General features: G+C 34.2%; 27 protein-coding genes. 21 read left to right on the forward strand and 6 right to left on the reverse strand.

The window, feature by feature from the left end; genetic code table 11:
* Positions 1-1,380: a dihydrolipoyl dehydrogenase gene (gene lpdA, locus B5P42_RS18840; protein ID WP_113734916.1), complete on the forward strand. Its 1,380-nt coding sequence runs from the start codon at positions 1-3 to the stop codon at positions 1,378-1,380.
* A gap of 168 nt (positions 1,381-1,548) precedes the next feature.
* Here the strand turns inward: lpdA and B5P42_RS18845 are convergent, their stop codons facing one another.
* Positions 1,549-2,142 (reverse strand): hypothetical protein, encoded by a 594-nt coding sequence (locus tag B5P42_RS18845; RefSeq protein ID WP_085311497.1) that lies wholly within the window; start codon positions 2,140-2,142, stop codon positions 1,549-1,551.
* 220 nt (positions 2,143-2,362) lie between these two features.
* On the opposite strand from B5P42_RS18845, the gene B5P42_RS18850 reads away from it, so the two are divergent.
* Positions 2,363-3,019: a DUF4085 family protein gene (locus tag B5P42_RS18850; protein WP_113734917.1), complete on the forward strand. Its 657-nt coding sequence runs from the start codon at positions 2,363-2,365 to the stop codon at positions 3,017-3,019.
* 49 nt (positions 3,020-3,068) lie between these two features.
* On the opposite strand, the gene B5P42_RS18855 is transcribed toward B5P42_RS18850, so the two are convergent.
* A complete protein-coding gene (locus tag B5P42_RS18855; protein WP_060751402.1) occupies positions 3,069-3,560 on the reverse strand; it encodes a hypothetical protein in 492 nt (163 codons plus the stop codon).
* A gap of 251 nt (positions 3,561-3,811) precedes the next feature.
* Between B5P42_RS18855 and B5P42_RS18860 the strand changes: the two genes are divergently transcribed.
* The 6 genes from B5P42_RS18860 (at position 3,812) to B5P42_RS18885 (ending at position 8,289) form a co-directional block, all read left to right on the forward strand.
* Positions 3,812-4,582 (forward strand): DeoR/GlpR family DNA-binding transcription regulator, encoded by a 771-nt coding sequence (locus tag B5P42_RS18860; RefSeq protein ID WP_113734918.1) that lies wholly within the window; start codon positions 3,812-3,814, stop codon positions 4,580-4,582.
* 12 nt (positions 4,583-4,594) lie between these two features.
* Positions 4,595-5,191 carry a GNAT family N-acetyltransferase gene (locus B5P42_RS18865; protein ID WP_113734919.1) on the forward strand — a complete coding sequence of 199 codons (597 nt, stop codon included), beginning with the start codon at positions 4,595-4,597 and terminating at the stop codon, positions 5,189-5,191.
* Positions 5,164-5,502 (forward strand): NIPSNAP family protein, encoded by a 339-nt coding sequence (locus tag B5P42_RS18870; RefSeq protein WP_002127705.1) that lies wholly within the window; start codon positions 5,164-5,166, stop codon positions 5,500-5,502. The genes B5P42_RS18865 and B5P42_RS18870 overlap by 28 nt, the downstream gene beginning before the upstream one ends.
* 314 nt (positions 5,503-5,816) lie before the next feature.
* Entirely contained in the window at positions 5,817-7,667 is a 1,851-nt protein-coding gene (locus tag B5P42_RS18875; RefSeq protein ID WP_113734920.1) for a sigma-54-dependent Fis family transcriptional regulator, read from the forward strand.
* Between the two features lie 115 nt (positions 7,668-7,782).
* Positions 7,783-8,028: a DUF3977 family protein gene (locus tag B5P42_RS18880; protein WP_000873838.1), complete on the forward strand. Its 246-nt coding sequence runs from the start codon at positions 7,783-7,785 to the stop codon at positions 8,026-8,028.
* A 21-nt stretch (positions 8,029-8,049) separates the two neighbouring features.
* Entirely contained in the window at positions 8,050-8,289 is a 240-nt protein-coding gene (locus B5P42_RS18885) for a DUF3953 domain-containing protein (RefSeq protein ID WP_113734921.1), read from the forward strand.
* 47 nt (positions 8,290-8,336) lie between these two features.
* Here the strand turns inward: B5P42_RS18885 and B5P42_RS18890 are convergent, their stop codons facing one another.
* Positions 8,337-8,948: a TetR/AcrR family transcriptional regulator gene (locus B5P42_RS18890; protein ID WP_016101297.1), complete on the reverse strand. Its 612-nt coding sequence runs from the start codon at positions 8,946-8,948 to the stop codon at positions 8,337-8,339.
* A gap of 159 nt (positions 8,949-9,107) precedes the next feature.
* Between B5P42_RS18890 and kynU the strand changes: the two genes are divergently transcribed.
* From kynU to B5P42_RS18915, 5 genes are all read left to right on the forward strand, one after another.
* A complete protein-coding gene (kynU, locus tag B5P42_RS18895) occupies positions 9,108-10,394 on the forward strand; it encodes a kynureninase (protein WP_107886815.1) in 1,287 nt (428 codons plus the stop codon).
* A gap of 2 nt (positions 10,395-10,396) precedes the next feature.
* Positions 10,397-11,026: an arylformamidase gene (gene kynB, locus B5P42_RS18900; protein WP_113734922.1), complete on the forward strand. Its 630-nt coding sequence runs from the start codon at positions 10,397-10,399 to the stop codon at positions 11,024-11,026.
* A 33-nt stretch (positions 11,027-11,059) separates the two neighbouring features.
* Entirely contained in the window at positions 11,060-11,899 is an 840-nt protein-coding gene (gene kynA, locus B5P42_RS18905; RefSeq protein ID WP_044444363.1) for a tryptophan 2,3-dioxygenase, read from the forward strand.
* 125 nt (positions 11,900-12,024) lie between these two features.
* Positions 12,025-12,942: a serine hydrolase domain-containing protein gene (locus B5P42_RS18910; protein ID WP_113734923.1), complete on the forward strand. Its 918-nt coding sequence runs from the start codon at positions 12,025-12,027 to the stop codon at positions 12,940-12,942.
* Between the two features lie 20 nt (positions 12,943-12,962).
* Positions 12,963-13,598 carry a Pr6Pr family membrane protein gene (locus B5P42_RS18915; RefSeq protein ID WP_113734924.1) on the forward strand — a complete coding sequence of 212 codons (636 nt, stop codon included), beginning with the start codon at positions 12,963-12,965 and terminating at the stop codon, positions 13,596-13,598.
* A gap of 55 nt (positions 13,599-13,653) precedes the next feature.
* Here the strand turns inward: B5P42_RS18915 and B5P42_RS18920 are convergent, their stop codons facing one another.
* Positions 13,654-13,986: a DUF3889 domain-containing protein gene (locus tag B5P42_RS18920; protein WP_113734925.1), complete on the reverse strand. Its 333-nt coding sequence runs from the start codon at positions 13,984-13,986 to the stop codon at positions 13,654-13,656.
* Positions 13,987-14,131: 145 nt separating this feature from the next.
* Here B5P42_RS18920 and sleB point away from each other — a divergent pair, with 145 nt between their 5' ends.
* The 6 genes from sleB (at position 14,132) to B5P42_RS18950 (ending at position 18,579) form a co-directional block, all read left to right on the forward strand.
* Positions 14,132-14,911 (forward strand): spore cortex-lytic enzyme, encoded by a 780-nt coding sequence (sleB, locus tag B5P42_RS18925; RefSeq protein ID WP_002013086.1) that lies wholly within the window; start codon positions 14,132-14,134, stop codon positions 14,909-14,911.
* Positions 14,912-14,926: 15 nt separating this feature from the next.
* Positions 14,927-16,267: a germination protein YpeB gene (ypeB, locus tag B5P42_RS18930; RefSeq protein WP_002032722.1), complete on the forward strand. Its 1,341-nt coding sequence runs from the start codon at positions 14,927-14,929 to the stop codon at positions 16,265-16,267.
* A gap of 26 nt (positions 16,268-16,293) precedes the next feature.
* Complete coding sequence (locus B5P42_RS18935; protein ID WP_002085166.1) at positions 16,294-16,890, forward strand: YhcN/YlaJ family sporulation lipoprotein; 597 nt, start codon at positions 16,294-16,296, stop codon at positions 16,888-16,890.
* A 104-nt stretch (positions 16,891-16,994) separates the two neighbouring features.
* Positions 16,995-17,351, forward strand: a complete 357-nt coding sequence (locus B5P42_RS18940; RefSeq protein WP_002165674.1) for a hypothetical protein — start codon at positions 16,995-16,997, stop codon at positions 17,349-17,351.
* A gap of 27 nt (positions 17,352-17,378) precedes the next feature.
* Positions 17,379-17,870: a GNAT family N-acetyltransferase gene (locus B5P42_RS18945; RefSeq protein ID WP_113734926.1), complete on the forward strand. Its 492-nt coding sequence runs from the start codon at positions 17,379-17,381 to the stop codon at positions 17,868-17,870.
* A gap of 172 nt (positions 17,871-18,042) precedes the next feature.
* Positions 18,043-18,579 (forward strand): DUF1697 domain-containing protein, encoded by a 537-nt coding sequence (locus B5P42_RS18950; protein WP_060751415.1) that lies wholly within the window; start codon positions 18,043-18,045, stop codon positions 18,577-18,579.
* Between the two features lie 41 nt (positions 18,580-18,620).
* Here the strand turns inward: B5P42_RS18950 and B5P42_RS18955 are convergent, their stop codons facing one another.
* The gene (locus B5P42_RS18955) at positions 18,621-19,025 is read right to left on the reverse strand and encodes a hypothetical protein (RefSeq protein WP_002168244.1); all 405 of its coding nucleotides are present in this window, start codon (positions 19,023-19,025) and stop codon (positions 18,621-18,623) included.
* A gap of 209 nt (positions 19,026-19,234) precedes the next feature.
* Between B5P42_RS18955 and B5P42_RS18960 the strand changes: the two genes are divergently transcribed.
* Positions 19,235-20,404: a ParM/StbA family protein gene (locus tag B5P42_RS18960; RefSeq protein WP_002013097.1), complete on the forward strand. Its 1,170-nt coding sequence runs from the start codon at positions 19,235-19,237 to the stop codon at positions 20,402-20,404.
* 11 nt (positions 20,405-20,415) lie between these two features.
* Positions 20,416-20,751 (forward strand): hypothetical protein, encoded by a 336-nt coding sequence (locus B5P42_RS18965; RefSeq protein ID WP_002085171.1) that lies wholly within the window; start codon positions 20,416-20,418, stop codon positions 20,749-20,751.
* Between the two features lie 279 nt (positions 20,752-21,030).
* Here B5P42_RS18965 and mleBCA read toward each other — a convergent pair whose 3' ends face one another.
* Complete coding sequence (gene mleBCA / locus B5P42_RS18970; RefSeq protein WP_113734927.1) at positions 21,031-21,888, reverse strand: BCA family alpha/beta fold macrolide esterase; 858 nt, start codon at positions 21,886-21,888, stop codon at positions 21,031-21,033.
* Between the last annotated feature and the right edge of the window lie 74 nt (positions 21,889-21,962).

Genomic DNA, 21,962 nt, shown 5'->3' on the forward strand with positions numbered 1-21,962 from the left:
ATGAGTAATTTAGTTGTTATTGGGGGCGGACCTGCTGGTTATGTAGCGGCAATTACCGCGGCTCAAAATGGAAAAGATGTCACTCTTATTGATGAAGCTGATCTTGGCGGGACTTGTTTAAATGTCGGTTGTATGCCTACGAAATCATTGTTAGAAAGTGCGGAAGTACATGACATTGTGAGAAAAGCGAATAATTATGGAGTTACACTTAACGAAGGAAGTATATCAATTGATTGGAAGCAAATACAGGCGAGGAAATCACAAATCGTAACGCAGCTCGTACAAGGAATCCAATATTTAATGAAGAAAAATAAAATAAAAGTTATACAAGGTAAAGCGAAATTTGAAACGGATCACCGTATGCGAGTTACACACGGTGATAAAGAAGAGGTAGTAGATGGAGAACAGTTCATTATAGCGGCAGGATCAGAAGCAACTGAATTACCTTTTGCTCCATTTGATGGGAAGTGGATTTTAAATAGTAGTCATGCAATGTCCCTAGAAAATATACCAAAATCATTATTAATCGTTGGTGGTGGTGTAATAGGTTGCGAGTTTGCAAGCATTTATAGTCGTCTTGGAACAAAAGTTACGATTGTTGAAATGGCATCGCAATTATTACCTGATGAAGATGAAGATATCGCACAAATTTTAAGGGAGAAACTAGAAAATGATGGCGTAAAAATATTTACAGGAGCGGCTTTAAAAGGATTAAATAATTATAAGAAGCAGGCTTCATTTGAATATGAAGGAAGTATCCAAGAAGCCAACCCGGAATTCATTCTCGTTTCTGTAGGTCGAAAACCACGTGTACAAGAATTAGCTTTAGAAAAAGCAGGCATTCAATTTTCAAATAAAGGAATTCCTGTGAATGAACATATGCAAACAAACAGATCACATATTTACGCAGCGGGTGATGTGATTGGTGGAATACAGCTTGCTCACGTTGCCTTCCATGAAGGAACGACAGCGGCATTACACGCGAGCGGAGAAGATGTGAAAGTAAACTATCATGCTGTACCTCGCTGTATTTATACAGCTCCAGAAATTGCTAGTGTCGGTTTAACAGAAAAAGGAGCAAGAGAGCAATACGGTGACATCCTCATCGGAGAATTCGCATTTACAGCGAACGGAAAAGCGCTTATTATTGGAGAACAAACGGGGAAAGTAAAAGTTATTGTGGAACCTAAATATCAAGAAATTGTAGGGATTTCTATTATCGGTCCTCGTGCAACCGAACTAATTGGGCAAGGAACGGTGATGATTCATACAGAAGTAACCGCTGATATAATGAGAGATTATATTGCAGCACATCCAACTTTATCTGAAGCAATCCATGAAGCATTATTGCAGGCGGTAGGACATGCTGTACATGCTTGAAGGTAAAAAGACCAGTCTAATATGACTGGTCTTTTTAGTAAATAATATTTAAGTAGCAATATGTATAAAAAGATACTAGAAAAATCACTATACTCTCATGTTTTTTTAATCGATGAGAGTATAGTGATTTTGAAACTTCTTCACTTATTTAATTGAAATGCGCTGTTACTATTTAATTTCAATAGCTGAAGTAATATCGTTCCAATCTGCAGCTAAATTAGCAGTTTGACCATACCAATCAGAGTGTCTAAAGGAGACACCTTTTCCATATCCTTGAGTTGAAGAATGTTCCCATAGCGTTGTTGAATAACTTGCAGAAGGTGAAGCTGTACTTACAGAAGAAATTCTGTCGTTCCAGCTAGAAGATAGGTTTTTAAAGCCACTGCTCCAATAAATATACTGTCCACCTTTATTTTGATGCTCATAAAAATCGGTACTACCAGCACCACTACCTAAAGGGTTAATTTGATTTTTAAGTGCCTTTTTATCCTTTTCAATAAAAGCATTCAATGTTTCTCTGCTAGTAAAGCCATAAGCTAACCAATCTCCATTTTCATTTTGCTTAGGTAGTACCATAGTAATTTGGATGTCTTTTTTTGATTGATCGCTTAATTTTGTGAATGAATTAACATTCTTTTCATCAACTTTTAAATAATCAAATGATTTAATTGTATTATCTTTTTCTGCAGCACTTACTACTCCTAATCCTCCAGTTAATGCAAAACCTGCTACTAATGTCCCTGCTACTAATTTCTTCAACATATAACCATCCCTTTTTGTTTAGATTTTTGTACAGGTAAAACTTGTACATGTAAAATGTATTCTAATTTCGTATTTTTGTAAATATTCTGAAGTTTTAGAAATAATAGGCGGAATATTTACAGTTTTGCATTTATTCTTTAGAAAAAATAGCTATTGGAATGATATAATAAATAGATATATTGCTATTGTTGGATGTTAAAATATTTTAGGAGGAAAGCCATTGAAGTATTTCAATAAAGATTGGTATAAAGAAATGCAAGTATCTGGATTTTTAATTTTCTCAGAAACATTAGAAGAATGGGAAGAGATTTTGCGAGAGAGCGAAAAGGTAGGAATGGATTATAAGAAAAGTTTGAGAGAAGACGTGGAAGAAAAGAAAGAAGATTTATTAAAGTTTCTACCTAAGTCACTACATCCATACATTCGTGACAATACAATTAAGTCAGAATACCCATCAGTAAAGTTAAAGAAACTTATGCTTGATTGTACAGAAGATTATGAGAAAAGAATGAATGATTTAGAACAAGCTTATATAGATAATTATAATGCTATAAAAGAAAAGCTCGCGCAGAATGTCGTTCAACTACATGAATACTCACTACATGACAGTGTAGTCAAATCAGTAGAGAGAAGATCAAAAGATACGCTAATTATTACTTTAGATTGCAGTGGTACTTTCAGTGAATTTGACAAACTGGAAGTAACTTTTACAGGCGTAACGAAATGTTCTATTCCGGAAAATTTTGAAGGTGCTTGGTGGTTATGTCATGAAATAGATCTTACTAATGAAGGTTTCGAATTGGGTGTTTTATTTGATTGCCCATTTGAAGAAGTGACGATTTGTGCAAAAGATGTATTGCTTGAGAAAAGTAACTAGTAAACTTTATAACTTTACAAACAAAAAAACAGTCTTATATGACTGTTTTTTATTTAGATGCTAAATTATCAAGTTTCCAATATGTATCTGTTAACGGCGCAGCTTTGCTATCTATGTATAAATACATATTATTTAAATCTTTTGGAGAAGTTTTCATATTAAATACAATGTCGGTAGTTAAAGAAAACTCAGATGGAACCTTTTTAGCATTTTCATTTTGTATAAATTCACCTTCGTATTTTTCACCCGTTTTTTCATCTTTTATGAAATATTTTATTTCTGAAAGATCTATCGTTTGTCCGTCAGCACGAGCATTATTTATAGTAACGCGAGCTGTGAGACGCCACTCTTTGTCTATTTTATCGAATTTTGCATTTTCAACAGTTGCTCTATAGTATTCGTTTTTAAATATTTCCCCATAGTGCATTGCATTCTTTTCAAAAGCGCTCTTTTCTTGTTTTGGTGCAGTATTTCCACTACATCCTGCCATTATTCCTGTAAATAATAATGCTGTACAAGTTACTTTAATTATAGATTTCATAGTAATCCCTTTCTGTATTTAAAAGTAAAACATAGGAATAATTTTACATCAATAGGAAGGTAAATGGAAGTATGTTTGTGGAATATGCAAATATACATTTATTTCGTTTTCAAGTTAATGGAATAGAAAGAGGGAGAAAAACTGTATAAAGCTGAATAAATAAGAATTGAAAATATTGTAATACAGAAAAAGCATGCATATAATTAAAATAAAGATTAAATTTCTGAATCTTCAATAATGGTGGTGATAACATGTTCACTGAAGAGCGTAGAGAGAAAATTTTAGAGTTACTTAAGAAAGATGGAAGAGTAATCGCAAAGGATCTTGCGGAAAGTTTTGATATGTCTATTGATTCTATAAGAAGAGATTTGTCTATTATGGAGAAGGATGGTTTATTAAAAAGAACGCACGGAGGTGCAGTTGAACTTACGCGAGTGAGAAACTTAGCTGCCGAACCATCGAAACGTTATCGTGATAGTTCAATAGATGAAGATGCGATTGCGAAAGTTGCTGTATCCTACATACAAGAAGGAGATTCCGTTTTTATTGGCGGGGCTTCCATTCATTATGCCATGTTAAAGTATTTACCTGAAACATCATTTACAGTTATTACGAATGCTTTAGAAATTGCTAGTAAGTTACGGGAATATAAGAACATTGATACGTACTTAATTGGTGGAAAAGTGAAACCATCAGGAAATATGACAGATACACTGGCCTCTGAATTGATAAGTAGATTCTCTATTGATCTTTATTTCTCTACAGGTGGCGGTATTTCATTGATTGGTATAAGTACTGCGACACCGGAAGTTGCTTATTTTGGAAAAACAGTAAGTAAAATTGCTAGAAGAAATATTTGTTTAGCTCCTCATAATAAACTTGGAATAGACTGCTTTATAAAAGGAGAGTCACTAATAGAAATTGACCTTATAATAACAGATGAAGGGGCTAGTAAAGAAACGATTCAACAATTTGAGAAACAAGGTAAAGAAATTTTAATAGCGTCAATAGACCTCATTTAAAAGGAGTTTGAAATGATTATAAAAGGACAAGAGTTTCATATGAATGGATTAACTTATACAGTTCGTTCTGCAGTTCAAACGGATGCTGAACAGTTATCAGAAATTAGAGTTCAGATCGATGGCGAAACTGAAAATATGGATAGAGAAGCTGGAGAGGGGTTTATTGATAAGATAGGGTTTCAAAAAATAGTAAAAACAGATAGTGAAGAGATGAAGAATCTTTTTTTAGTTGCAGAAGTGCACAACCGAATCGTAGGATTTTCGAGATGTGAAGGATCAAATTTGAAGAGATTATCCCATAAAGTAGAGTTTGGTGTTTGTATTTTAAGAGAGTTTTGGGGATATGGAATGGGTAAGAGTCTATTGCAACAATCTATTCAGTGGGCTGATGAAAATGAAGTGAAAAAGATATCATTGCAAGTGTTAGAGACAAATGAAAAAGCCATCCAACTTTATAAAAAATTAGGTTTGGAGGTAGAAGGTATTCTAAAAAATGATAAAAAACTGTCGGATGGTAAGTATTATAATACGGTAGTAATGGGAAGGTTTACTGATACTTTTCATAAAAGAGGTGAAGAAGTATGTTTTACAGAAGGAAATACTATGTAGTAAAAAATGAATTCATAGAAATATTTAATGATCATTTCAATGATACTAATTTACCTAATCAAATAAAATATGGTTCTCGTTTAATAGGACGCTGGATGAAAGATAATAATGATGGTACGACTGAAGTATTTGCAATATGGGAATATGATAGTTATGAACAGTATAAAGAAATTGAATCAAAAATTAGAAGCGACAAGATACATGTTAAAAGAATACATGATTGGTATGAAAAACATGGCGGGAAAGAATATGTTTTACAGGAGTACATATTAGAGTTAAAAAATGAAGAGTTAGTATGTACTGTAAAGTGATAGAGGGATGAGGAATAATGGGAATTAAAACAAAATTATATTTTAGTTTAGCATCCACCATTTTATTTGCAATAGCGTTGATAGTTTTCTTTATAAACGGCAATCCACAAAAGTGGTTTTGGTTATGTATTTTCTTTGCGTCCATTATACAAAATATAGTTCTACTAAAAAAGAATAAAGAAGTTCATTAAGATATTCAAATTATTAACATATTTGTGTCATCTTTCTAGTTTTATTGAAAACGCTTTTATTCAGTTTTATAATAAAAGTATGTTTTATAAATCTCCAAAACAATTAATAGGGGAGATGATACAATGTTAGCTTCACCGTTTTACTTACATACATGGAAAAAGTTTGTTGATGAAGGAGTCCTTGATTCGAACCGTATAAACGAAAGAATTTCAGAGTCATGGCATCGATGTAAACAAGCAAATGTGAATCCTCACATGAATAAAGGTCAGAAAATTTTGTCTTCTGATATTTTTCAGGATCAAAAGAAAAAGAGTGAAATCTTCCTTGATATAGCAATACCTCAAATACAAAATATGAGAAAAACCATTGATGAACTGCAAATGATGGCATTATTAATTGATCCAAATGGTTATGTTCTATCATTAAGTGGGAATCAGCAAACGTTGAAACGAGCGAAACATATTAATTTTATTGAAGGTGTGAAATGGACGGAAGCAGCTGTTGGTACAAATGCGATAGGAACAGCGTTAGAGATTGAAGAGGCTATTATGATAAGTGGTACAGAGCATTATTCTGTCGCATCTCATAGCTGGAGCTGTGCGGCCTCTCCGATTCATAATGATGATGGGAAATTAATTGGTGTTCTAGATTTCTCCTGTCCAATTGAGTTTTCACATCCATATATGCTTGGAATGGTAACTTCGATCGCGCATGCGATTGAACGTGAATGTGGTATTCGAGTACATCAAAATGAACTGCATTTAATCCATCGTTTTTTAGATGTAATTGACAGTGATGAACAAGTTGTTATTTGTAACCATCGTGATGTTATCGTTTCTGCGAGCAAGAGGGTTCGTGAACGAGTATGTAATTGGTCACGAATGAAACTTGAAGATTTAATGCACAATGGATTGAAACCTAAATTAGAGGTACCGGTATATAGTAATGATAGAATGATTGGGAAATGTATTTACTTAAAGGAAAATAAACAAGAAAATTTATTTTCTACTTACCCGTTTATAAACGGAATTACTTTCCCTGGAGTTATTGGGACAAGCAGCGTATTTCAACATACTTTAGAAGAAATTAAGCTTGTTTCACCAACTGACGCTAGTGTATATGTATGTGGTGAAACAGGTGTAGGGAAAGAATATGTAGCGAGAGCGATTCATGAAAATAGTCCAAGAAAAAATGGTCCTTTTATAGCTGTTAACTGCGGTTCATTACCGAAAGAATTAATGGAAAGTGAATTATTCGGTTATGCTGAAGGTGCATTTACAGGTGCGCGGCGCCAAGGATATAAAGGGAAATTCGAACAAGCAGACGGAGGAACAATATTTTTAGATGAAATTGGTGACGTGCCGCCAGAGATGCAAGTGGCATTATTGCGTGTTTTGCAAGAACGAACAGTAACCCCAATTGGTAGTTCAAAAGAGGTACCAGTAAATATTCGTATTATTACTGCGACACATAAAGATTTACTACGATTAGTAGAAGAAGGGAAATTCCGTCAAGATTTATATTATCGTTTACATGTTTATCCGCTATATGTTCCGTCGTTAATAGAAAGAAAAGAGGATATTCCGTACTTCATACAACATTTTTGTGAACGAAAGGATTGGAATGTTGTATTTCCAAAGAGTATTTGTAATCAATTTTCACAGCATACATGGCCCGGAAATATTCGAGAATTATTAAATGTATTAGAACGCATATACATTTTGTCGCAAGGACGGGAAATATGCGAAAAACAAATCTCTTTTTTATTACAAACAATGATGGGAAATCAACATCAACTTGAATTGCAAGCAGAAAATAAAACAGAGCATACATTAAATTTCCGTGAAAAAATACAGCGTGATAGCATGATTGAAGCGCTAGAAAAGACGAATGGAAATGTTTCGTTAGCTGCAAAACTATTAGATGTGCCACGCAGTACATTTTATAAACGTATGCAAAAATTCAGGCTATAAAAGTAGATTTTTGTAATCTACTTTTTCTTTATGGGCTCACGTTCTGTCGGAATGTGCGCTTGCCAGGGAAATAATAGAATAATTAGAAAGAAGATTTCCTGAAGGGGGTTAGCATGTGAAGTATATTGAAATTGGAATCGGGAATAGGTGGTTCATTCGAACGGAAACCGAAAATAAAGATGGAACTGAATTCGAGGAACGAGGAATTATTAAACCAATTTATTTTGAGTCTTTATATGTACGGATTTGGTTTCGGAAAACGTGTTTTATTTTTGATACGAAAGAGGGCTTTAAGAAAGTAAGAAAAAGTAGAGCTGAGTATAAGTTTATTGTTGGAATGGTGAGTAGGTTAAAACAATAGAATCACACAGGGGGTGTTTTTATGATTAGAATTATCACATTCATACTCGCTTTTATTATAATGGGCTATTCTATTTACAGTTGGAATGATGATTCGAAGCAAAGTATGCTCATTTTACAATTACTTTTAGGTTTTATGCTTGCCGGTATGGGGATACACAACGTTAAGAAGGATGAAATAGAGAATAAGAATATGGGGCTTTTGCTATTACTTACATCACTTTTTTGTATTATTGTATCGTTAATAAAATATTTTAAATAAACCGTTACTAAGCATATTGAGTAACGGTTTTTTGAAGTTATAATGTGCTATTTATATAACCCCGTCGTATACATTACCGTTAAAGTATGTACAATTTCTTCTAATTCTAGTTCTTTATCATTTTGCACGATTGTCCAAAGAAACGTTTCATTCATAGAGAACCAGCCGCATGCGACAATCTCTTTATTTAACTCAGTTCGTACTAATTCATTTTCCTGGGAATGGGTAATGTCTTGTATAATCCGTGTTACAAAGCGTTCGCGAATCTCATCCCATTTTTGACGTATTTCTTTTGAGGTTCTTATTGCTTCTTCAACAACTTGTAATATAGCTCTTTCTTCTTGTGCTAACTGTAAAAAAGCGCGCACTTGATTCTGAATCATATCTCGTGCTTCGACCTTTGTTTGAGGGGAAAAAGAGCGATCAGCAATATCATAAAAGCGATTCATAACATCTTCCATCAAAACGACGAGGAGAGCATCTTTGTTTTTAAAATATACATATGCTGTTCCATAACCAGTTTCTGCATGTTTAATAATTTGCGTGATTGTAGTTTTCTGAAATCCGTTTTTTATAAACATAGTATAACCGGAATGTAATAGTTTCTTTTTTGTTTCTAAGGAGCGGTGTTTTCTTGTTGAAAGAGTAGAATTTTTCAAGGAATCACCTCTTTATACTGAAATATCTGAAAATATAATTATATTGTAAAAGAAGTTTGTATATAAAGTCAACTGACATAATATCATTGACGTTATATCAATTTAAGTGATATATTTCAATTAGTTAGAATAAAAAGAAAATTAAAAGAAGGTGACACCATGTATAAAGAACCATTTCAACCAACTTATGAGTATGCGCTTGAATGTGATAAACATGATGAACTGAAAGATTTTCAATCTGAATTTTATAAAAAAGAAGGAACAATATATTTAGATGGTAACTCTTTAGGGTTGCTTTCAAAAAGAGCAGAGAAATCGTTACTTACCTTGCTAGATTCATGGAAAGAGTTTGGGATTGATGGATGGACTGAAGGTGAGCATCCATGGTTTTTCCTTTCGGAGAAATTGGGTGAATTGACAGCACCTCTTATTGGATCTTTACCGGAAGAAACGATTGTAACCGGTTCCACGACTGCGAATATACATCAAGTTATTGCGACGTTTTATGAGCCAAAAGGAATACGAACAAAAATTCTTGCGGATGAATTAACTTTTCCGTCAGATATTTATGCACTTCAGAGTCAAATTCGTTTAAAAGGCTTAGATCCAGATGAACATTTAGTACGAGTGAAAAGTCGAGATGGAAGAACACTTTCTGAAGATGATATTATTCATGCGATGACCGATGATATCGCTTTAATATTATTGCCTTCTGTACTATATAGGAGTGGACAAATTCTTGATATGAAGCGATTAACAGCTGAAGCTCATAAACGTGGTATTCATATCGGTTTTGATTTATGTCATTCAATCGGCTCCATTCCGCATCATTTTAAAGAGTGGGATGTAGATTTCGCTGTATGGTGTAATTATAAATATTTAAATGCAGGTCCTGGTGGTGTTGCAGGCCTTTATGTAAATAATAAACACTTTAATAGACTCCCAGGATTATCTGGTTGGTTTAGTTCTAGAAAAGATAAGCAATTTGATATGGAGCATTCATTAACTGCGGCTGACCATGCTGGAGCTTATCAGATAGGGACACCTCACGTATTAAGTACTGCACCATTAATCGGTTCTCTTGAAATTTTTAAAGAAGCTGGTATTGAGAAGTTACGTGAAAAATCATTACATATTACGAGATATATGCTTGATTTAATTGAACATGAATTAAAAGGCTTTGAATTTACAATTGGAAATCCATTAGAGGATGAAAAACGAGGCGGGCATATTTATTTAGAACATGCTGAGGCGGCGCGTATTTGTAAAGCGTTAAAAGCAAATGGGGTTATTCCAGACTTTAGAGCTCCAAATGGAGTTAGACTTGCGCCTGTTGCTTTATACAATACGTATGAGGAAGTATGGAACTCTGTACAGATTTTAAAGAAAATTATGAAAAATGACGAATATAAAAACTTTGAAAATAAGCGAGAGGTTGTGGCGTAAGCATGAAAATATCGCAGTGGATTGATATTTCACAACCGCTAAATAATGATATCGCGACATGGCCAGGGGATACACCGTTCTCGTATGAAGTTTCATGGTCAAAAGAAAACAGTGGTTCAGTAAATGTCGGAAAGTTAACGATGAGTATCCATACAGGTACTCATATTGATGCACCTTTTCATTTTGATAATGACGGTAAGAAAGTGTTGGATTTAGATATTCAAGTTTATGTTGGCCCAGCGCGAATCATTGACGTTTCTAATCTTGAAAGCATCGGGAAAAAGGAATTAGAAAACTTTCATTTAGAAGGTGTAGAACGATTGTTATTACGTACATCTTCACATGGTAAAGCAAATGAATTCCCAGATGTAATCCCGCATTTACGCACAGATATTGCAGCCTTTCTTTCTGAAAAGGGAATTCGTTTAATCGGGGTGGACGTACCATCTGTTGATCCTTTAGATGATAAAGAACTAGCAGCACATCATCAATTATTTAAACATGGAATTCACATTTTAGAAAATGTCCTACTCGATCACGTAGTAGACGGCGATTACGAACTTATTGCATTACCACTTGCATTAACAGATGCGGATGGGAGTCCAGTTCGAGCTGTTATTAGACCAATATAAGTAGAAATGAACACAAAGGGGCGTTTGGCTAATATGAAAGAAAATGAAAAGGTAATTATGGAAAAAGGGATTCATACGGATTTTAAGGAGAATATGACGTACGGAGAGTATTTACAGCTAGATAGCTTATTATCTAGTCAACAAAGATTATCAGATCATCATGATGAAATGTTATTTATCGTTATCCACCAAGCGAGTGAGCTTTGGATGAAACTAATTTTACATGAATTGAATGCTGCAATTGAATCTATTAAACAAGATAAATTACCACCAGCTTTTAAAATGTTAGCACGTGTATCAAAAATTCAGTCGCAAATTATTCAATCTTGGGATATTCTTGCGACATTAACGCCATCAGAATATATTGAGTTTCGTGATTCACTTGGTCAGGCTTCAGGTTTTCAATCGTATCAATATCGAATGATTGAATATGCACTTGGTTATAAAACACCACATGCATTAAAGATTTATGAAAAGGACCCAGAATTACATGCTCGTCTTCATAAAGCACTTCATGCACCAAGTTTGTATGATGTGGCGATACAAGCGCTTGTTAAAGAAGGATTCCCAATTCATAAAGATGTGTTAAATCGTGATATTACGCAGCCTTACGAAGAGGATGCAACTGTAGAAGCGGCTTGGATAGAAGTATATGCGGACGTGCAGAAATATTGGGATTTATATCAGCTTGCAGAGAAATTAATCGATATTGAAGACTGGCTACAACAATGGCGTTTCCGTCATATGAAAACGGTAGAACGAATTATTGGTCATAAAATGGGAACAGGTGGCTCTTCTGGCGTATCTTATTTAAAGCGAGTGCTTGATCAATGCTTCTTCCCAGAGCTTTGGAACGTTCGAACGAAATTATAAAAATAAACTTGTCAGCTATTAAATGCTGGCAAGTTTATTTTTTGTTTTAATAACAAATATGATTTAATAGAGAGAACGAGATGAACTACAAATATTACATAACCATTTAGATGGAGGAAGATTTCTTGAATTTCGAGCAATTACAAAATAAATTTGAAAAGAAAAAGGTTAATACATTTCTTGTTTATCAAAAGGGGGAATTAACGACTGAGTACTATAAAACGATAGACTGTGCAAATGAATTATTTAAAATTAATTCGATTACAAAAAGTATCGTATCTATATTAATTGGTATCGCAATTGATAAAGGATTTATAAATAATATACATACACCAATCACAACATGGATTCCAAATGTGCCGGAGGAAAAGAGGGAACTAACGCTGTATCATTTATTAACGATGACAACAGGAGAAGATTGGAAAGAGTTCGGAAATGGGGTTGTTTTCCCAAATGATTTTGTGGAATCAGACAATTGGGTGCAATACATTTTAGAAAAGCCGCTTATTGAAGAAATGGGTACGAAAATGAATTATAATTCAGGTTCTTCTCACTTACTTAGTTACATCATTCAACAAGCAACTGGAATGTCGACGGAGCAGTTCGCGAAAAAGTATTTATTTGAGCCGTTAAACATTACGGAGTATGAGTGGCAACAAGACCCGCAAGGTATATATGTTGGCGGATTTGGTATGAAAATGAAATCTATAGATTTATTAAAATTAGGAAAAGTATGTTTGCACAATGGATATTGGAAGGGTAATGAAATCGTATCATCGAAATGGTTAGAAGAATCAAATATAGCTCTATTCGAAACGTATGAACATGTCGGAGCATATGGATATCACTGGTGGGTATTAAATAACGAAAGATTTCACATACCGTATTGTATGTATTTTGCTATGGGATACGGAGGGCAATACATTATTATCATTCCGCAGTTAGAGCTCGTAGCTGTAATTAGTAGTCACATGCCAAAACGTGGCCTCGTACCATTAAAGTTATTTATAGAACATATAAAAGAGAATTCCAATCATAAATAAGTAGAGAAATGAGGTTTTTTATGAGAAGTGCAAAAATGATAGCGATTTATAGACTGTTATTAAGTCTTCTAGCGTTTAGTGCACTTATTACTCAATTTGTTACAAGGGCACAAGTGAAACCGTTCAATCCAGTTAACTTTTTTAGTTTCTTCACAATTGAAAGTAATATTTTAGTTGCGGTAATTCTACTATTTAGTAGTTTGGGGACAGCTCTATTTGGACGTTCCGAGCAGTTTGGATTTCTTCGCGGTGCAGCTACAGTATACATACTGACAACAGGACTTTTTTATTTTCTGTTATTAAGGGGATTAGAAGAGTCACTTCAAACACCGATACCGTGGGTAAATACTGTGCTTCATTACATCATGCCGTTAGCGATGATTTTAGATTGGGTTATAAATCCACCTACGAAGACCATTACATGGAAACAGGCTGCGAGTTGGCTTGTTTTCCCGCTTTTATATGTTGTCTATAGCTTAATACGCGGGCCATTCGTGAATTGGTACCCATATCCGTTTTTAGATCCGAGAATAGGTGGATATGGGAGAGTATTTTTATATAGTATAGGGATATCCGTTGTTATTGGAGCTATTTGCGGATTAGTAAAAATGTTAGGGAATCGATCTTTGCATATAAAAAATAATCCTCCTTATTAAGGAAGAAGTACATAAAGAAACCTCTGTCTGTATGTAAAGACGGAGGTTTTTTGTTTTACCGACTTGTCTTCTGAAAGGACATCTTTAAAAATTCCTCTGTTTTCGTATCAAACTCTACATCCACAAAAACACCATACTCTTTTCCACCCTCACGTAGCCATAATTTAAACTTTTCAACTGTTATTTGAACAGTTTTTGGTTGTCTACCTATATGAAGGTAATCGATAATCTCAGCTTTCGGATATTGTTCTTTCGTTTTTTGAACGGCTAGTTTACCCCATTTTGCATATGGCGGCTGTGCGTGAACAATAGATGGATCGGTATGTATATTTGAACATGTTGTTATTAAAAAAAATATAAATGCTGTACGTAAGAAGAATCGCTTCATAATAAGCTCCTTTTATTCTTTTTGTATATTGTTTACATATTTCTTCAAGCATATAAGTTTGGATTTTTTTGTCTTCTTTACATAAAAGCGAGGGTTTTACAAAACATAACCATGAAATCATTTCCGTAATTAAGGAGGGAAATACATGCGTCAAAAAGCTGTTTTTAAGATAGCGATTTTGCTTGTCTTTATCGGGCTATCTTTAATGGTAAGTAGTATACAGACCAAAAATGTGGAAGCCTTTTCTAATCAAGTGATTCAAAGAGGGGCATCTGGAGAAGATGTCATTGAACTGCAAACTCGTTTGAAATATAACGGATTTTATACGGGGAAAGTTGATGGTGTTTTCGGATGGGGTACATATTGGGCGCTTCGAAACTTTCAGCAAAAATTCGGATTGCCAGTTGATGGTTTAGCGGGTGCTAAAACGAAGCAAATGCTTGTAAAGGCAACGAAGTATGATAAGTCGACCGCTAATAAAGATACTACAACTAATAAAGGGAACAGTGGTGGAGGTACACAGGAAAATAAGCCGCCAAAAAGTACAGGGACAAATGTTCCAAACGGTTATTCTCAAAATGACATTCAGTTAATGGCAAACGCTGTATACGGAGAATCCCGTGGTGAGCCGTATTTAGGACAAGTTGCAGTAGCTGCGGTTATTTTAAACCGTGTCACAAGTGCATCATTTCCAAATACTGTTTCAGGAGTAATCTTTGAGCCGAGAGCATTTACAGCAGTAGCAGATGGACAAATATATTTAACGCCAAATGAAAATGCGAAAAAAGCCGTATTAGATGCGATCAATGGATGGGACCCAACTGGGAATGCATTATATTATTTCAACCCAGATACTGCGACAAGTAAATGGATTTGGACTCGTCCGCAAATTAAAAAAATTGGTAAGCATATTTTCTGTAAATAGAGCGGAGGTGGAAACATGTTACGAGGTATTATCATCGTATTGTTAACAGTAGGTGTAGTCGGAACAGGGTATTGGGGCTATAAAGAGCATCAAGAGAAAAATGCAGTATTAATTCGAGCGGAAAATAGTTATCAGCGTGCGTTTCATGATTTAGCATATGAAGTTGATTTATTACACGATAAAATTGGAACAACACTGGCGATGAATTCACGTTCCTCATTATCGCCAGCTTTAGTAGATGTATGGCGTTTAACATCAGAGGCTCGTTCTGATGTAGGACAATTACCTTTAACATTAATGCCATTTAATAAAACGGAAGAGTTCCTTGCGAATATCGGTGATTTTAGTTATCGTGCAGCGGTTCGTGATTTAGAAAAAGATCCGTTAAATGATCAAGAATATAAAACGTTACAAGGTTTATATTCAAATGCAGCAAATATACAAGATGAACTGAGAAAAGTGCAGCATCTTGTATTGAAAAATAATCTTCGCTGGATGGATGTAGAAATGGCTCTTGCGTCAAACCAAGATCCAGCAGATAACACAATTATCGATGGATTAAAGACGGTAGAAAAGAATGTAACATCATACTCGTCCACAAACTTTGGACCGACTTTTACAAGTGCACAAAAGAATAAAAAAGGCGGATTTGAAGCAAAAGGAAAGGCGATTTCGAAAGCGGAAGCGGAAAAAATCGCGAAATCATTTTTAAACTTAAAAGGGAATGAAAAAGTAGAAGTTGAGAAAAGTGGAAAAGGTGCAAAAGAATCATTCTACAGTGTGAAAATTCAAGATCCAGCAACGAACAATGAGTATTATATGGATATTACCGGAAAAGGTGGATATCCAATTTGGGTAATGAACAACCGAGAAATTAAAGAGCAAAAAATCAGTTTAAATGATGCAGGAAGTAAAGGATTAACATTTTTAAAGGATCACAAGTTTACAAATATGGAGCTGTTTGATAGTTCTCAATATGATAATATCGGTGTGTTTACGTACGTTGTAAATGAAAATGGAGTGCGTATTTATCCAGAAGCAATCCAAATGAAAATTGCTTTAGATGATGGGTCGATTGTTGGTTTTTCCGCAAAGGAATATTTAGCATCACATCAAAAACGAACGATTCCGAGTGCGAAGCTAACCGCTGCTGAGGCGAGAAAGAAAATTAACCCCGATGTAAAAGTTATGGAAGAACGTAAAGCTGTAGTAGTAAACGACTTGCATAATGAAGTACTTTGTTATGAATATATTGGTACTTTAGGGAAAGATACGTACCAAATTTTCATTAACGCAAATAGCGGTGCAGAAGAAAAAGTGAAGAAGATGCAAGCTGTTGAGAAAATTTATGATTAAACATCAATGATAAAGTGGTGAAAATAATGAAAATCATTATATATATGTTAATGCTTTGTTTCGTTATTACTGGATGTAGCATTGGAAAAAAAGACAATCCTAATGAAAAGCCAGAACAAAAAAATGTCTCGATGAAAAATGTTACGTATACAAATAAATCAAATAAGCCAAATGAAAAAGCAGCTGATCATCTGGCATCTTTAGCTGCAAGTATACCTGGTGTAAACGATGCGACAGCAGTAGTAGTTGGGAAGTATGCTGTTGTAGGTATTGATGTGAAAGCGAAACTTGATCGAACTCGCGTTGAGTCAATTAAGTATTCTGTTGCAGAGAGTTTGAAGAATGACCCAAACGGTGCAAATGCAGTCGTTGTAGCAGATGTTGATACGTATGAAAGACTAAAACAAATAGGCAAGCAAATTAAAAAAGGTAAAACTGGTGAAGGCATACTTGATGAATTAGCAGCAATTGTTGGGCGAGTAATGCCGCAAGTTCCAAATGATATGATTGAAAATAGAGAAACGAATCCGATTAAAGATAATGATAAACAATTACCAAAAGATGAAGAACAAGAACTACGAAAAGAACAAGAAGATCAGTCAAATAACCATTTGAAAAAATAGTGAAAACCCCGTACTAAATTGTACGGGGTTTTTCTGTAAGATTAAATATTCAGTTTATTTTTAAGGGAATATATGGTTTAATAATGAGGGGAGGGACAACCGTTATGATGAAAAAAAGCGCACTCATATTAGGTAGTTTATGCATAGGTTTTAGTATGACAGCGTGTGACCAGAAGAAAGAAGTGAAGAAGAAAACAGCTATGTCTTCTACTATAACGGAAAATAAAAAGCAAGAGACCATTAATATAAATCATTTCTCAAATATTAATGAAGGAATGACTTATTTAGAAGTGAAAGATTTAATCGGTTTTGAAGGGGATTTACTCATAGAAGAAGGAGAAGAACATTCTACACGAATTAAGCAAATTTTTGCTTGGAAAGGAAACGATCCAAAATCATTTGCTGAAATTACATTTTTGGATGGAAAAGTGCATTCTAAAACACAGCAAGGTTTAAGTTAATAACTTGAAGGAGTGGGAGAGTTAAACATGAACATACATACAGGGGAAATACAATTAGTTCCATATAAGGAGCAGTATAAAGAGATAATACAATCATTTACTTTACCAAGTGAACAAGTTCAATTTACGGCGAATCCAGGTGAATTACTGGAGAAAGCGAAAAATGATCGAACGAAAAATGTAGTTGTTATTTTAGACTATAACGGAGTACCTGTCGGTGTATTTATATTACAAACAGGTGATAGGGTACAGGAGTTTACAGAAAATAAGGATGCCATACTTTTAACTTCTTTTTCCGTTAATCACAATAAACAAAATAAGGGATATGCTAAAAAATCATTGGCGTTATTACAAGACTTTGTAAAATATTATTATCCAGTAAAAAATGAAGTGATTCTTGCTGTAAATGAAAAAAACATTCCGGCACAAAAGTTATATGAGAAAGTTGGATTTCAAGATAAAGGGTTTAGAAGAATGGGACCAATTGGACAACAATTCATATTACATTTATACCTATAAGGAGATAATGAGATAACAAAGCTTACTCTTGAAAAAAATCATGTAGTAAGTTTTTTAATTTGAGATATTTTCCGTACATGATATGTTAGATGTATTAAAGTAAGTATTCGAGAAGCATGAAGGTGCAAAACAATTCGATTGTTAAGCATTTAAATACGTGAGGGGTAATCATATGACAATTTATATTGCACTACTACGGGGAATTAATGTAGGTGGACATAAAGTAATCAAAATGGCAGATTTGAAAATAATGTTTGAATCAATAGGGTTAAAAAGAGTGAAAACATATATTCAAAGTGGAAATGTAGTGTTTGAGTCAGAAGAAGAGATAAGTTTTTTAAAGGAACGAATTGAATGTGAAATTAAGAACGTTTTTGATTTCAATGTTCCAGTCATGTTACGAGCAAATGATGAATTTATTAATATTATTAAAAAGTGTCCTTACGAGACCCATTCGTTATTAGAAGGAGAAAGTGTACATGTGGCCTTTTTAGCTAATCCACTTTCTGAAGAAGACAATAAGCGGTTACTTATGTACAAAAGTGACATAGAAGATTGCCATATCGAAGGAAGAGTAGTGTATTTATTTTTCAAAAAAAGCATTCGTAATTCTAAACTAATGAACCAGTTTCAAAAATTACATACGCCAGCTACAGTAAGGAACTGGCGGACTGTGAATAAGCTGAAAGCAATAGCAGAAGGTATTTAAACATAAAAAAGTGGTTTTCTGCATTTAGAAAACCACTTTTTTTATTTATATTGTTTGGCGACAATGAGTTCAACAATAGGGAAAATAAGAAAGGAAGAACAGAGTGCAATAAAGAGTGGAAGGTTTTTTACACCATCCAAATTGGAACCCATAGAAAATCCTTCCGAGCAGAGTAATATAAGGAACATAACACCTACAAGCACAAAATATGCGATTTTAAAGCTTTTATATGTAATTTGTTGTCCCATCTCATCTTGACTTTCTTTCGATACTCCGTTTGGATCTCCCCATGTAATATGATTAATTAAATTACTAAGTATTAAAGAAGCAGCGAAAATTGTCCCACCAAAAATTGAACCTTCAGTTATGTATTTGTATGTGCCATGTACAAGTATAGCGATTAAAGATAAAGTTATGATTACAAAAATAATTTTTTTAGTATTCAATATATAATTGCACCTCCACTTTTGTAAAAAACTCTTTACATCCATAGTATAAAATTGGAAAAGTTTTATGTCAAACGTTTTTTACATATGAAGTGAATGTTTATGATATTTTGTTTAAAGGATGAAGAAAAAATTACATTACATTTGAATGTAAAAGAATGGGCTCGCATATATTTGGAAGGGATGTCAGATTAATTTAGGGGGTAGTTATGTCTATTCTTTTAAAAGCTGGTGCAGATGCAGGAAATAATGGTTTGAAGTTAATGGTGAAAGGGCAGGAACCTATTTTTATTCCGAGTATTTATTCCTTATATATAGGTGAGTCTACGGGGTTGTTAGATGAGGGTGAAGTTTCATCGTCAGAATTAGAGAATCACATTGATGTGACCATTAGTTCTCCATCGCTAATGTTAAATAATGTACGATACATCGTTGGAGAAAAAGTGATTCAAGATCAATTAAAAGGTACTGAAGTGGAGAAAAAATCAAATAAATCTACTGATGAGTTAATGGTCATTACAATCCTTTCAGGTTTAGCGATAAGTGCTATGCGTCAAAGCCCTACTTCAAGTCATATTAATATTCGTTATGATTTATCTGTTGCTCTTCCAATGCAACTTATTACACAGGAAATTGCTGCTGAAAATGCGAAACGGTATATGGGTAATCACAAGGTCATATTCCATTATCCAAATGGACGCGATGTTACGATTAATGTTTCTATTGAGTTTTGTAAATGTCTACCTGAAGGAGCTTCTGGGACGTGGGGGATTGTATATGATGAGGAAGGAAATGTTGTGAAACATAAAATAGAATGTGAACAAAATCAAGTTTCAGAAATTGATTTTGTAGATAAAACTTTATTGTCTTTTGATATTGGCGCGGGGACAACGGAAGAAGTTGTTTCATTAGGGGTAAATTTCCGTCCGCAATTAAGTAAAGGATTATCGTACGGTGTAAAAGAAACGTTACTACAAATTATTACGAGATGGAATCGGAAATATCCTACGAAAACAATTGATAGCATTACAGAATTTAACCAAATTTATTTAAATGAAAAGCACCCAAGAAATGCATTGTTAGTTGAGGAATCGCAGCCAGCATTTTTAGGTTTAGCAGCACGTGTCGCAACGGATATTATTAACAAAATTGATGATATGAAAGACGATCCATATGTATTTATTTATGGTGGGGGCGCAGTTATTATTAAAAATAGCTTAAAAATGATTTTGAAACAAAAAGGACGCTTGAAAAATGTGATCTTTGTAGATAACCCGTTATTCACCAATGCTCGTGGGTTATTAGTATATACATGCTCGCCAAAATATAGAGAGCATAAGCAAAAAGAGTTAGGGTTTACAAACTTAACGATAAGTTAGTTGGTGGAAGTATGCGATCTAGGCGATATAAACGTGGTGATCGAGTGAAAATTAATATTAATAAATCAGTATCGCCTGAAATGATTGCTTGGCTTAATAAACAATCTAATCCAACTAATTTCTTTTTCTTTGCGGCCCAGCAATTATTTAAACAAGTAGGAGATATTGATGTATCAAAAACCTTGCCAAGTAGCCATGTTTTTTCTTTATATATAGAACCATCATCTCTATTAAAAGTTGAAATGAATCCATTTAAACACGTACCACTAGAAAATAGTAAATCCACCGAAAATGTAAAAAAAAAATCGTGGGAATCTGTTGACCAGTTAGATTGTCCATTTTTTTAAGCATAGAAAAATATAGGTAGAGCCCATCACTATACATACGAATGCAGTGATGGGTTTTTGATATTGTATCGTAATCTTTATAAAGTGAAACTATAATCAGTGGGGTTTTGTTCATCCCCCACTGATTATTAGCCTTCACCAATCGGGCGTTTACGGGCAGTTTATCTCCCACCTAATTTCTTTGCTTCAGCTGAATTTTGAGGTGGGAGTTTTACTGCCCACAAATAGCGGGATAAATAGAAGGGGCAAAACAATTTGTGCCCCTTCTAATAGTTGTTCTTATCTTATACGGGATATATGTTCTGAAACTGCTTTAATAATTTTATCCCAGTCATCGGGATGATTCTCATGTCCTGTACCTTCAAGGGGTAATAGCTTTGAGTTCGGAATTTCATCAATAAGTGCGAGTCCATGTTCAAGTGGAAGAGCTGTATCGTCCGTACCATGAATTACTAAAGTAGGTACTAGTAACGACTTTAGTATACCTTCATAAGAATCATCACCTGTAAGGAGGGCGTGATTAAACATACTTAATAGATTGTTAGCACGTTCTATTTCTTGCTTTACTTGTTTTAAAGTTCTTGCTTCATCAAATATACGCTTTGATCCACAGAGTAGACGTGATCCTGTAATTAAATATTTCGCTATAACATCTTTATTTGTCCAATCTAAATTTGCACCATTAGCATGATGTGTCAAAATTCTTTCATCCATTGGAGGCAAATCACGAGTATTGTTATCAGATCCAATAACGCTTGTTGCTAGTAATGTTAAGGTCAAAATTCTTTCTGGGTGTTTTACTGCAGCAATTTGAGCAATCATACCTCCTAATGACATGCCAAAAAGGTGTGCCTTGTCAATATGATACGCATCGAGTACTCCGATTGCATCTTCAGCCATATCTGCTACAGTGTAATTGGAAGTCCCAGGCTCATATGTAACAGAACGCCCAACATCACGGTTATCATAGCGAATGACAAACCTTCCAGTGCTAGCCAACCTTTCACAAAATTCTTCATCCCAATAAACCATCGAACACGTAGCTCCCATAATTAATAATATTGCTGGGTTATTAGGATTTCCAAAGCTTTCTGTACATATATCAATACCGTTTACTTTGAAAACTTGTTCACTCATAGCACACTCTCCGTTTCATTTAAAGGTCATTAATAAATAAAGAGAAATATAACTTTGGGTGTTTCTTAGGCGTA

It is taken from the genome of Bacillus sp. SRB_331 (assembly GCF_003264175.1).
Classification (GTDB): Bacteria; Bacillota; Bacilli; order Bacillales; family Bacillaceae_G; genus Bacillus_A; species Bacillus_A mycoides.